This is a genomic window from Nonomuraea longicatena, from assembly GCF_039525605.1.
In the GTDB taxonomy this organism is placed as follows: Bacteria; Actinomycetota; Actinomycetes; order Streptosporangiales; family Streptosporangiaceae; genus Nonomuraea; species Nonomuraea longicatena.
Genome location: NZ_BAAAHQ010000025.1, coordinates 130,688 through 141,916, shown reverse-complemented (window position 1 = coordinate 141,916; position 11,229 = coordinate 130,688). Strand labels below are relative to the sequence as shown.

The following is an 11,229-nucleotide window of genomic DNA, read 5'->3' as shown; positions in this document are numbered from 1 at the left end:
GCGCTGGATGGCCGGGCGCTCGACCGGCCGGTGCGGCGTTTCCGCAGCACGTCGCACCCGGGCGGGCAGGTACGCGGCCCGCCCGGCTGTCTGTCACGGATGGCCGTGGTAGATCCTCGGCGCGACGGGCTGAAGCCCTCGCTTGTTACCGGCCGGGCCGAAACGGGCATGCAGGTTGCCGATCGTCTGGCTCTTGGCCTGGAGACGGTCGTTGAACACGACCCAGTCGACATCGGTGTACGGATCGGACGTGAGCGAGCCGTAGTACCGGTAGCTCGCCTTGTTGGCCGGGAGCATGGACGCGACATCGATGCCACCGACGGGCCAGGGAACGAGGAAGGTGGGTGGCGCATTCTCGAGAATGTGCTGGTGGGCGCCGGCCGACGTGGCCACACCGTCGAGAAGGACACCGAGGACCACAGGCTTGCCGGTGGGGGTTCGCCGGTGGACGAAATGGGCTTCGGCCGGGGCGAAGACCTCGCCCGCGAATTTGTGCTCCGCCCTGAAGTGGTAGTGCACCTCGGTCAGGTCGTACCTGATGCCGCCGTATCTGATGTATTGGCCAGGCACGCTCGGCACGAAGGCGATGTCATCGTGACTGTCGACTGCGCTGTTGCTGTTTTTGTCCCGGAACTGCACCACTCCGTCGGCGGTGTTGTAGTGGATCTCGATCGCCGGGGTGGCTGGGCCGCAGTTCTGGGAGCGGTCGATCTCGACGGGGCTCTGGACGTGACCAGGGACTCCGGTGCAGGCGAACTGGGCCTGCGCGGGTGCTGCGATGAGCGCTGCCGTCGCGGCGACGGCGGTCAGTAATCTGGCTAAGCGAGATAACATGTGACACCTTTCATTCGCGGCTCATCCCGGATTAGGTGGTGGCGCGCGTACCTTTCGCCGTCAAAGCCGAGACGAATTCTCCGCTGGGGCGTTTTCCCCACACGATAAATCGTGATCTACGATCATTCGAGGCTTCCGTTTTCCGGCGAATCCGTAACCCCGGACTTCGGCCAGCCAATCGCGCGGGTGGGGTGGCTGTCATCCAGGGCTGCCATCCGGTGATGCTGACGGCCCGTTCCGGGTGAGCGCGTCGATGACGTACGCGACCGGTCTCCATGAAAGAGCAACCCCCTACGCCGGCAGGCGCCCGTCATCCGCCAGGCATGGCGCCCTCGGCGAGTCGTGCGCCGAAATCCGCCAAAGCGGCCCGGAAGGCGGCCGGTTCGTGGACGGTGAATGCCGTGTCGAGGATGGCGAGGTTGACGAGCAGCCACTGCCAGGTGTCGAGCCACAGGACCACTCGGGTCCGCTCCGCGCTCGTTGCCGTGAACTCCGCGTCCTGGTGCTTGAAGGCGTCGGCGGCGGCCGGCAGGGGTGCGTGCACGGTGAGAACGACCCGCTCGCGGTTCTTGCCGAGCCCTTGTCGCAGGTAGTCGAGCGCGGTGTCGGCGGGCAGCGAGCGCGGCGGGTACGTGCCGGTCGAGACGTGCAGGCCGGTGATGCGGTCGAGGCGGAAGACCCGCCAGCCGCTTTTGGCGGTGTCCCAGGCCAGCAGGTACCAGCGCAGGTTGTGCTGAACGTGGCGGTAGGGCTCGACGCGCCGGGACGTGGCGGCGCCGTCCTTGCCGACGTACTGGAAGGTGACGAGGTGACGGCGCTGAATGGCGTCGGCCAGCGTGGCCAGGACGTCGGCGCTGACGCTCGGGGCGACGGCGGTGCCGGTCTCCAGGCTGGCGCGCAGGTGTGTGGCGCGGTGCCGCAGCCGCTTGGGCAGGTACTGATCGACCTTGCCGTAGGCGCGGGTGGCGGCCTCGTCCAGACTGCCTTCGACGGCGCTGCCGACGGCGGCGAGGGTGGCCAGGCCGAGGAGGGTCGCGATCGCCTCCTCGTCGTCGAACGCGAGCGGCGGCATCGCCGTACCGGCGGTGAGCCTGTAGTGCCCTCCGGGTCCCGGCTGGGTGTGGACGGGATAGCCGTAGCCGCGCAGCCGATCGATGTCACGGCGCAGCGTCCTGGCGCTGACGCCGAGCCGTGCCACCAGTTCGTCGGAGGTGAACGCCCGGCCGGTCTGAAGCGTGGCCAGCAGAGAGAGGATGCGCTGAGTGACGTCCGGCATAACCTTATTTTCGCGAAATTCCGGCCAGGATTCGACCACATCTGCTCGTAGGTTCGCTCTCATGCCTCAGCACACCATCCGCATCCGCGGTGCCCGTACCAACAACCTCAAGCGTCTCGACGTGGACATCCCGCGAGGCCGGCTCATCGTGTTCGTCGGCGTGTCGGGGTCGGGCAAGTCATCGCTGGTGTTCGACACGATCGCGGCGGAGGCCGGACACCAGCTCAACGAGACTTTCCCGCCGTTCGCGCGCAACCGGCTGCCGAAGTGGACCCGTCCCGGGACCGACGAGATCGAGGGGCTTTCGCCGGTCGTGCTGATCGACCAGCGGCGGCTCGGCGGGAACGCCCGGTCCACAGTGGGCACGATCACCGATGCCTGGACGTACCTGCGGTTGCTGTTCTCCCGCATCGGCACGCCGTTCGTGGGCGAGTCCAACCGCTTCTCCTTCAACGACCCGGCCGGTATGTGCCCGTCCTGCTCCGGGCTCGGCGAGGTGATCGTCAGCGCCGTCGACCGCTTTCTCGACCTGGACAGATCTCTCGCGCAGGGAGCGATCCTGCTGCCCGGTTTCGGCGAGGGCGGCTACTGGTACTCCCAGTACGCCGACATCGGCAGCTTCTCGGCCGACACCCCGCTCCGCGACTGGGCGGAGACCGAGCGCAGTGCCCTGCTCTACGGGGGTGCGCACGCAGCGGCCCTTGGCACCAGGCCGCCCAAGGAGTACGAGGGCGTCGTCGAGCGGTTCGAGCGCATCTACCTGCACACCGCCGACGACCTGTCCGACCGCAAGCGGGAGACCGTCGAGCGGTTCACCCGCGCGGAGATCTGCCCCGACTGCCACGGCGACCGCCTCAACGAGGCCGCCCGCTCCGTCACCGTCGCAGGCCGCACCATCGGCGAGATGGCCCGCATGGAGGTCACCGAACTTGCCGCTCTGCTGGAGGAGGTGCGTGAGCCGGCCATCGCGCCGGCCGTGGCGGCGCTCACCGGCAGGCTGCGGGCCATGGTCGCCATCGGCCTCGGTTACCTCCATCTTGGCCGCGCCACCACCAGCCTGTCCGGCGGTGAGTCACAGCGCGTCAAGACCGTCAAGCATCTGGGCAGCAGCCTCATCGAGATGCTCTACATCTTCGACGAGCCCACCGTCGGCCTCCATCCGCATGACATCGACTCCATGACCACCCTGCTGCGACGGCTGCGCGACAAGGGCAACACGGTCCTGGTCGTCGAGCACGACCCGGCCGTCATGGCGATCGCCGACCAGGTCATCGAGATCGGCCCCGATGCGGGCGCGGGCGGCGGGCACTTGGTGTTCCAGGGCACCTTCGAGGAACTGCGGCGGGCGGACACGGCCACCGCGCAGGCCCTCGGCGATCGTGGATCACCTGGCAAACGTCCCCGGACCGCCGACGGCGCGTTCACGGTTGCGAACGCCACCCGCAACAACCTCCAGAACGTCACCGTCGACATCCCCGCCGGCGTCCTGACGGTTCTGTCGGGGGTCGCGGGCTCGGGCAAGTCCAGCCTCGCGGCGGAACTTCTCGCCCAGCACGCCGCGGTCGTGATCGACCAGCGGCCGGTCAGCACGAACCGCCGCTCGACCCCCATCACCTACACCGGCATCGCCACGCCCGTCCGCAGGCTCTTCGCCCGGCACAGCGGCCTGCCCGCGAGCATGTTCAGCGCCAATTCCGAGGGCGCCTGCCCCGACTGCAAGGGGCTCGGCGTCATCTACACCGACCTGGCCTTCATGGAGGGGCAGGAGTCCGTGTGCGAGACCTGCCAGGGACGGCGCGTCACCGCCGAGGTGCTCGGTCACCGCGTCAACGGCCTGTCCATCGCCGACCTCGGCGACCTGACCGTCGCCGACGCCATCCGGCGGCTGCCGGACGAGGAGATCGGCCGTGCCCTGCGTACGCTGGAACGCGTCGGGCTCGGCTATCTCCGCCTCGGTCAACCGCTCACCACACTGTCGGGCGGCGAGTGCCAGCGCGTCAAGATCGCCAAGGAACTGCGCGACTCGGCCGCCCCCACCCTGTACGTCCTCGACGAGCCCACCACCGGCCTGCACCTGCGCGACATCGCCGTCCTGCTCGGCCTCCTCGACCAGCTCGTCGACCAGGGCCACACGGCGGTCGTCATCGAGCACAACCTGGACGTCATCCGGCACGCCGACTGGATGCTCGACCTCGGACCCGGACCCGGCAAGCACGGCGGCCGGATCCTCTATCAGGGGCCGGTCACCGGATTGACAGGTACGGCCACCGCCGCCGCCCTGCGCGACGGTTCCGACAGGTACTCCGCCGTGTCACGGTCTTCTTGACGGCGGCCCGCAATCGCCTGGAACTCTCGCAGCAGCTTCAGGACCAGGCCGAGAGGACTCGCCTTTGCGGGGCTCCCTTCCGCGCGGAGGACGGGCGCACATCAGTCGCCGGATCCGGATGTGATTGGATTGGCGACGCACCTTGACCCGGAAATGTTCTGGCTTTTCGGCCGCTCGCGTATCTGTCGTCAGGGCGGCCGAAGCGCTCTGGCGGTAGGCCGTCACGGCTCGCCGCCGACCGGCACAGCCAGTGAGGAACCACGATGAGCACCCCGCGCGCCTTCCCGCTGAAGCCCGTTCCGATCCACGTGTCCGACGAGGTCCTCGATGACCTGCGCGCCCGCCTCTCATCGACGCGGCCGCCGCTGGACGAGGGGAACGAGGACTGGTCCTACGGCGTCCCCGACAGTGATCGACCCGCTCGCCGACCCGGCCGCGTTCGGCGGTGACCCCGCCGACGCCTTCGACGTCATCGTGCCGTCTCTGCCCGGATTCGGGTTCCCCGGCCCGCTCACCGGCTTTCCGGACGTCAACTTCTGGAAGGTCTCCGACCTCTGGCACACCCTGATGACCGAGATCCTGGAGTACGAGAAGTACGCCGCCGGGGGCTGCGACATCGGCGGAATCGTCTCCAGCCAACTCGGCCACAAGTACGCCGACGCGTTGTACGGCATCCATATCGGCTCCGGGCTGCCCCTCGACTTCTTCTCCGGCCCCCGGGCCTGGGACTTCGCCCGGAACCGGCCCCTCACCGACGACCAGCCCGCCGATGTCCGCGCCCGGATCATCGAGTGGGACCACCGTGCGGCGTGCCACCTCGCCGTGCACATGCTCGACGGCGCCACCCTGGCCCACGGGCTGAGCGACTCACCCGCCGGGCTGCTCGCCTGGCTGCTGGAGCGCTGGAACGCCTGGAGCGACAACGGCGGCGACGTCGAATCCGTCTTCACCAGGGACGACCTGCTCACCCACGCCACGATCTACTGGGTGAACAACTCCATCGCCACGTCGATGCGCTACTACGCCAACGCCAACCGTTACCCCTGGACCCCCGCCCACGACCGCACGCCGATCGTGCAGGCGCCGGTCGGCCTCACCTTCGTCACCTACGAGAACCCGCCCGGCATCCACACAGCCGCCGAGCGGGTCCAGGCGTTCAGGACCGGCCCGCAGGGCGCCTGGTTCAACCACGTCAACGTCAACGCCCACGACCACGGCGGCCACTTCATCCCCTGGGAGAACCCCGACGCCTGGGTGACCGACCTGCGCCGTACTTTTCACGGCCGCAGGCCCTGAGGCGGTCTTCGCGGGCGCGCTTGATTCACGCCCGCGCAACGGGAATTGCGTGACATGAAATATTGCACCGCGGCCGGGCGGCCCGGGTCCGGTGAAATCCCGTGGCGGCACCCGCGCACATCGCTGCCGCCGAGAAAGTCGAGCTGCCCCGATTTTCGGGACTCCCATATTCCCACGTCGGGCGTGCCATCTCATAGTCGAGCCCTGAAATCAATGTCCATTTAATGACGCCGCCGATCAATGCCGCGCTATTTACCGCGCCCGGGTTCCGGCATACGGTCAGCCTGCACAGCCCTCTCAACGCCTTTACGGAGGCCACATGCGCGCGGTTAGATTACGTCCCTTAACGCGACGCTCGCTCGCGGCGGGAATTGGCGTCATCCTCATGAGCGCAACGCTCACTGGAGTCGCCTCCGCCGGGAGCACCGCCACGTCGAGTGCGAACTCCCCGTCCGAAGCCGTCACCGTTCCCGCACCCGTCAGCTCCGACGTAGCACAGGAAGTAACGCGAACCGGCAAGTCCAGAAGCGCGGCCATTCAGGCTTACTGGACGGAAAAGCGGATGCGCGAGGCGATTCCGGTCTCGGCGGCTCCTTCCACGGTCACACCCCAAAGCCCCAGTGCCGACGCACCGGCGACCCTCCACAAGGTGGAGCCCGTGGCGCCGTCGTCGCCGCAGAGCCTGGACCACCGTAAGGCAGGTCCGAGCACGAAGGACATCGGTGTCCAAGTCAACGCCTCGATCACGGTCGGAAAGATCTTTTACCGCAACGCCGTCGACGGGCTCAACTACGTCTGCTCGGGCGCCTCGGTCAACAGCTCCTCCCGGCGGCTGGTGAGCACGGCCGGACACTGCGTACACGGCGGCGGTGGCCGCAACTGGCATCAGAACTGGGCCTTCGTCCCCTACTTTAATTTCGGAAACCGCCCGTACGGGACATTCCCCGCCACTTCGCTGGCGACCTTCAACGGCTGGAGCGGTAGCGGCAACTTCGACTACGACGTCGCCTTCGCCGTGGTTGCCAACAACGAGTTCAACCAGCGACTCGTTGACACCGTGGGCGGCCAAGGCCTGCAGACCGGACAGCCCCGGGCGCGCTTCATGACCATGCTCGGCTATCCGTCCGAGAATCCGTACCCGGGCGACTGGCAGTATTTCTGTCAGGGAAACACTGCCGCAGCGGGAGCAAACCAGATCACGATGGGGTGTCCGCTCACCCGAGGCCAGAGCGGCGGCCCCTGGCTCTGGGCCTACAACGACAGTACCGGCCTCGGATACATCAACGGAACCTCAAGTACCCTGAACCGGATCGTCAACCCGACTCAGTGGTGGAGTCCGTATTTCGATAATCCCGACTGGGACCTCTTCAATTACGCCAATGGACTGCCCTAGCGGATAGAGTATGGAGCACGCCGCTCGACGTCGGCGTGCTCCATACTCAATCGGAGGCTCCTTCAGGGAAGGCCCGACGATGTCAACTCCCCTCCGGATGGTCGTCGCAGCGGTGGGGGTCACGGCCGTGATCGCCGTCGCCGTCACAGTGGTGCGGATGGTTTCGTCCTCAGCCACCCAGACCGGTCCTCCCGCGCCCACGAGCGACACCGGCGTTCAGACGTCCCCGACCGCGCACCGTGTCGACCCGCCGGCACCCGATCGGAGTTACTGGACGGAGGAGCGGATGCGCGAGGCGAACCCGGCGCCCGCCCCGATCCAGGAGGAGTGAACCGTCGCCGCTCGCGCGGCGACGTTCACGACGTGTGCCGCCGGGCCCGCCCGATGTGGCGGGGCTACGTCTGCCAGGGATGGCGGTTGAGCAGCGCGGCGCCGAGGGGGCTGAGTGTGTGCAGCATCGTGTTCGCGGTGCGGCGGCTGTGGATCAGGCCCGCCTCACGCAGGATGCCGGTGTGGTGGCTGATCGTCGCCGGAGCCACGCCGAGGTCCCGCGACAACTCGCCGGTCGTACGCTCCGCGCGTACCGCCAGCAGCACGGCCGCACGCGTCTCACCCAGCAGGCGCTCCAGCGCGCCGACGGACGACGGTACGGCGGCCCGGAGCGGAAGCTCCACGGGATAGACGACCACCTGCGGCAGCTCCGCCGAGAAGATCGTCAGCGGGTGCCTGCGGCAGAAGTAGGAGGGGATCAGCACCAGCCCGCGCCCGCGCAGGTGAACGTCGCGACCCGAAGGGTGGATGGGCAGGTGCAGCACCGGGTCTTCCCAGCGCATCATCGGCCGGAAGGTCGCGAGCAGCGCGGCGATGCCGTGTTCACGCAGCGCCCGCCGCCGGAAGGCCAGATCGGCGGCCACAGAGGTGGTTATCGACTCCCAGTGGGGTTCCACCGAGACCCGGTGGTACTCGCTGAGCGTCGCGGCCAGTTCCCTGAGCGCCGCCGTACGTCCGGCTGCCAGGTCGGCCAGCCACGGCCCGGCGCCCGGCGAGCCGCGGAGCGCGCCGAACTCCTGGCGTAACCGGCGACGCGGCGCGGAGACGACGGTCTCCAACGCCTCCCCCAGCCCGAGCGCGCCCTCCGGCGGGGTCAGGAGGTCGGGGAAGTACGAAGCGTTGGGCGCCACGGGGAACAGCCGGTCGCGCACCCTGCGGCCGAGGTCCGCTGCGGCAAGGTCGGGGCCCGTTGCCTTGCGCCAGGCCCGCAGGATCGATCCGCCGTACGCGGCCTGAAGCGCGTGGAGGCTGTTGATCACCTCCCATGCGACGTCCGCGCCCTCGGCCAGTCGGGTTCGTGCGAGATCGCCCCGCGAGAAGTGAATGCGCACCCAGCCTCCAGACCGCTACGAAACCGCTCCCCCGTGTATCGGACAGGCGGGCGGCCACGTCACCGCACACGTTCGGCGGCCGCCGTCCCGAAGCCTTGTTCTGGTCCGGGTTCCACCATCCGCTCCAGCGCCCCGCCCTCACGATCCTGCCCGTCTGTGCAGGCTTTTTAGACCTCCGTCGAAGGTCGTTGTTCCGGTCGCGAACCCGGCGTGATCCTGAGGACACGTTCATCCCTCCACGAGTGTCGAAGGGACCCTTCTTGAAGATCACGCGCTTAGCGTCCGGGTTGATCAGCCTGGTGCTCACCGCCGCCGCCCTCGCGGCGGCGACACCCGCCCAAGCCGGAACCACCCTCGTCCGGCAAGCGGTCAACACGCCGTCATTGTCCGGTTCGCTGCTGCCGCACGGGAACAGGCTGCGGTACTTCAGCCGGGGCGCCTCCGGCGACCTCGTCTACTGGACCAATTTCGGGGGCGTCTGGAACCGCGCCTCGCTCGGCGGCAGCATCGTCGGCTCACCCTCGGCGCACAACACCGACACCGGTGAGTTGCGGGTGTTCGCGCGGGGAACCGACAACCAGCTCAAATACTGGGCCTGGACCGGCGCGACCTGGAACACCGCCAGCCTCGGCGGCTCCATCGCAGGCGACCCCACCGCCCACACCACCGACGCCGGCGAAGTACGCGTATTCGCCCGGGGAACCGACAACCAACTCAAATACTGGGCGTACTCCGCAGGAACCTGGAACACCGCCGACCTCGGCGGCTCCATCGCAGGCGACCCCACCGCCCACACCACCAACATCGGCGAAGTACGCGTATTCGCTCGCGGAACCGACAACCAACTCAAATACTGGGCGTACTCCGCAGGAACCTGGAACACCGCCAGCCTCGGCGGCTCCATCGCAGGCGACCCCACCGCCCACTCCCCAGTCAGTAGCGAGGTACGTGTCTTCGCCCGGGGAAGCGACAACCAACTCAAATACTGGGCCTACTTCTCAGGGGCCTGGAACACCGCCAACTTGGGCGGCTCCATCGCGGGTGACCCGACTGCCCACGTCGACGTCGGTCAGATTCGCCTCTTCGTTCGCGGAACCGACAACCAGCTCAAGTACTGGGCCTGGTCCGGCGGAACCTGGAACACCGCCAACCTGGGCGGCACCATCGCGGGCGACCCCGCCGCCATCACCACCGAAGACGGTCATGTCCATGCGATCGCGCCCAACGCCTCCAACCAGCACATCTACTACCGCTGGGACGGCTCCGGCTGGTCCACCCTGACGTTGAACTGACGAAGCCGGTGGGGCGAGCACACATTCGCCCCACCACAGCCCCTCACCCACCGCCCTGCTCGGCGCTGCCAACCCCTTCGATCCGAGGCCGGGCTGCGCAGTCGCAGGCGACGTCGGTGGTCTGTCCCGCGATAATGGCCGACGTGAAAGAGATCGAGGTCGTCGTCGCCCATCGCGAACGCGCCACCCTGCGCGTCGGCGACGTGTTCCTGAAGATCGACGCCGATCAGACCCGCACGGACGCCGAGGTCGAGGCGATGGCCATGGCACCGATCCCGACGCCGGAGATCCTGTGGCGCAAGCCGCCCGTGCTCGCGCTCGCCGCCCTCCCCGGAACGGCGCTCGGCCGCCTCGGCGAGCCGTCGACCGCGTCGTCGGCGGCGTGGGCCGCAGCGGGCGCCGCAGTGCGCACACTCCACGACGCGCCCCTGCCGCCATGGCCCGGCCGAAGCCTCGACGAGATCGCATCGGAGCTCGACGGCGAATGCGAGTGGCTCGTCTCGAACGGCGTTCTCCCCACGGACGTGGTCACCCGCAACCGCCGGGTCGCCGAGGCCGCGCTGCGGCCGTGGACACCGGTGTTCACGCACGGCGACCTGCAGGTCACCCACGTGTTCGTGGACGGTGACGACGTCACCGGCGTGATCGACTGGTCCGAGGCGAGCCGGGGCGATGCCCTGTTCGACCTCGCCACCTTGACGCTCGGGCATGAGGAGCGCCTCGGCGACGTCCTCGCGGGCTACGGCACCGACGTCGATCTCGACGTGATCCGCGCGTGGTGGTCGTTGCGAAGCCTGCGCACGGCCCGCTGGCTGATCGAGCACGGCTTCGACCCGGAGCCCGAGCTCGCCGTACTGAGATCCCGACGGTGAGGCCACATCCGCCCCGTCTCCTGAAGCACATGACGCCGTTTCCCCAGCGCACCCTTGTTTCTGGAACTGGCCCGGACAGGGGGCTGCACCGTACGGGTTCGCGGAACACCAGTCGCGGACCTCGCCGATCGGGATCCACGCTGGACCGCTCGGACGCGGGTGAGGAATCATCGGAGGGTGCGCACGGCTTTCGCCCATGAGGCGACCATCGTCATGGAAGCACACAGCGATGTGCGCTCCCCTGGAGCGGCGATCACCGCGGCGCTGTGCGGGCACTGGGAGCACGAGCCGCCCTGCCCGATCGCGCCGCACCATACGGACGCCGACCGCCGGGACGGCACCGTGCGGCTGCGTGTCCTGTTCGCGGTGGAGGCGGAAGCGGAGCGTGAGGTGCGGGCCCGCATCGACGCCGCGCTCGCGCAGGGAACGCTCAAGGGCCCGGACGGGGTCACGAGTCGATGGCGGCTGCTGAACGCCCGGCCCGGCCTCCTGCACCCCGAGGACCTGCCGCACACCGAGCTTCTCCGGCGCAGCTGAAGGCAGACAGGGCCGGCGATC

Annotated in this window: 11 protein-coding genes; 8 read left to right on the top strand and 3 right to left on the bottom strand. The window is 68.6% G+C overall.

The genetic code is table 11. The annotated features are described in order from the left end of the window. Window positions 1–93 precede the first annotated feature (93 nt). Both ABD120_RS24935 and ABD120_RS24930 read right to left on the bottom strand, forming a co-directional pair. Window positions 94–834 (bottom strand): carbonic anhydrase family protein, encoded by a 741-nt coding sequence (locus ABD120_RS24935; RefSeq protein ID WP_343952467.1) that lies wholly within the window; start codon window positions 832–834, stop codon window positions 94–96. 310 nt (window positions 835–1,144) lie between these two features. Then, window positions 1,145–2,110, bottom strand: coding sequence for a helix-turn-helix transcriptional regulator (locus ABD120_RS24930; protein ID WP_343952466.1), 966 nt, complete (start codon window positions 2,108–2,110; stop codon window positions 1,145–1,147). A 61-nt stretch (window positions 2,111–2,171) separates the two neighbouring features. On the opposite strand from ABD120_RS24930, the gene ABD120_RS24925 reads away from it, so the two are divergent. The 5 genes from ABD120_RS24925 (at window position 2,172) to ABD120_RS24905 (ending at window position 7,456) form a co-directional block, all read left to right on the top strand. Beyond that, window positions 2,172–4,436, top strand: coding sequence for an ATP-binding cassette domain-containing protein (locus tag ABD120_RS24925; protein ID WP_343952465.1), 2,265 nt, complete (start codon window positions 2,172–2,174; stop codon window positions 4,434–4,436). Between the two features lie 263 nt (window positions 4,437–4,699). Beyond that, complete coding sequence (locus ABD120_RS24920; protein ID WP_343952463.1) at window positions 4,700–4,885, top strand: epoxide hydrolase N-terminal domain-containing protein; 186 nt, start codon at window positions 4,700–4,702, stop codon at window positions 4,883–4,885. Continuing rightward, a complete protein-coding gene (locus tag ABD120_RS24915) occupies window positions 4,845–5,732 on the top strand; it encodes an alpha/beta hydrolase family protein (RefSeq protein WP_343952462.1) in 888 nt (295 codons plus the stop codon). The genes ABD120_RS24920 and ABD120_RS24915 overlap by 41 nt, the downstream gene beginning before the upstream one ends. A gap of 385 nt (window positions 5,733–6,117) precedes the next feature. After that, complete coding sequence (locus ABD120_RS24910) at window positions 6,118–7,125, top strand: trypsin-like serine peptidase (protein ID WP_343952461.1); 1,008 nt, start codon at window positions 6,118–6,120, stop codon at window positions 7,123–7,125. A gap of 79 nt (window positions 7,126–7,204) precedes the next feature. Beyond that, complete coding sequence (locus ABD120_RS24905; RefSeq protein ID WP_343952460.1) at window positions 7,205–7,456, top strand: hypothetical protein; 252 nt, start codon at window positions 7,205–7,207, stop codon at window positions 7,454–7,456. A 64-nt stretch (window positions 7,457–7,520) separates the two neighbouring features. Here the strand turns inward: ABD120_RS24905 and ABD120_RS24900 are convergent, their stop codons facing one another. Continuing rightward, entirely contained in the window at window positions 7,521–8,507 is a 987-nt protein-coding gene (locus ABD120_RS24900; protein WP_343952459.1) for an ArsR/SmtB family transcription factor, read from the bottom strand. A gap of 299 nt (window positions 8,508–8,806) precedes the next feature. Between ABD120_RS24900 and ABD120_RS24895 the strand changes: the two genes are divergently transcribed. The 3 genes from ABD120_RS24895 to ABD120_RS24885 all read left to right on the top strand — a co-directional run bounded on the left by ABD120_RS24895 (window position 8,807) and on the right by ABD120_RS24885 (window position 11,208). Then, window positions 8,807–9,799: a DUF8189 domain-containing protein gene (locus ABD120_RS24895; RefSeq protein ID WP_343952458.1), complete on the top strand. Its 993-nt coding sequence runs from the start codon at window positions 8,807–8,809 to the stop codon at window positions 9,797–9,799. A gap of 143 nt (window positions 9,800–9,942) precedes the next feature. Continuing rightward, window positions 9,943–10,671, top strand: coding sequence for a phosphotransferase family protein (locus tag ABD120_RS24890; protein WP_343952457.1), 729 nt, complete (start codon window positions 9,943–9,945; stop codon window positions 10,669–10,671). A 177-nt stretch (window positions 10,672–10,848) separates the two neighbouring features. Further along, a complete protein-coding gene (locus ABD120_RS24885) occupies window positions 10,849–11,208 on the top strand; it encodes a hypothetical protein (RefSeq protein WP_343952455.1) in 360 nt (119 codons plus the stop codon). The last annotated feature ends 21 nt before the right edge of the window (window positions 11,209–11,229 follow it).

Excerpts from the sequence above, each read along its gene's own strand:
- ABD120_RS24935 (WP_343952467.1), bottom strand. The coding sequence starts at position 834 with ATGTTATCTCGCTTAGCCAGATTACTGACCGCCGTCGCCGCGACGGCA.
- ABD120_RS24905 (WP_343952460.1), top strand. The coding sequence starts at position 7,205 with ATGTCAACTCCCCTCCGGATGGTCGTCGCAGCGGTGGGGGTCACGGCC.
- ABD120_RS24930 (WP_343952466.1), bottom strand. The coding sequence starts at position 2,110 with ATGCCGGACGTCACTCAGCGCATCCTCTCTCTGCTGGCCACGCTTCAG.
- ABD120_RS24910 (WP_343952461.1), top strand. The coding sequence starts at position 6,118 with ATGAGCGCAACGCTCACTGGAGTCGCCTCCGCCGGGAGCACCGCCACG.
- ABD120_RS24925 (WP_343952465.1), top strand. The coding sequence starts at position 2,172 with ATGCCTCAGCACACCATCCGCATCCGCGGTGCCCGTACCAACAACCTC.
- ABD120_RS24920 (WP_343952463.1), top strand. The coding sequence starts at position 4,700 with ATGAGCACCCCGCGCGCCTTCCCGCTGAAGCCCGTTCCGATCCACGTG.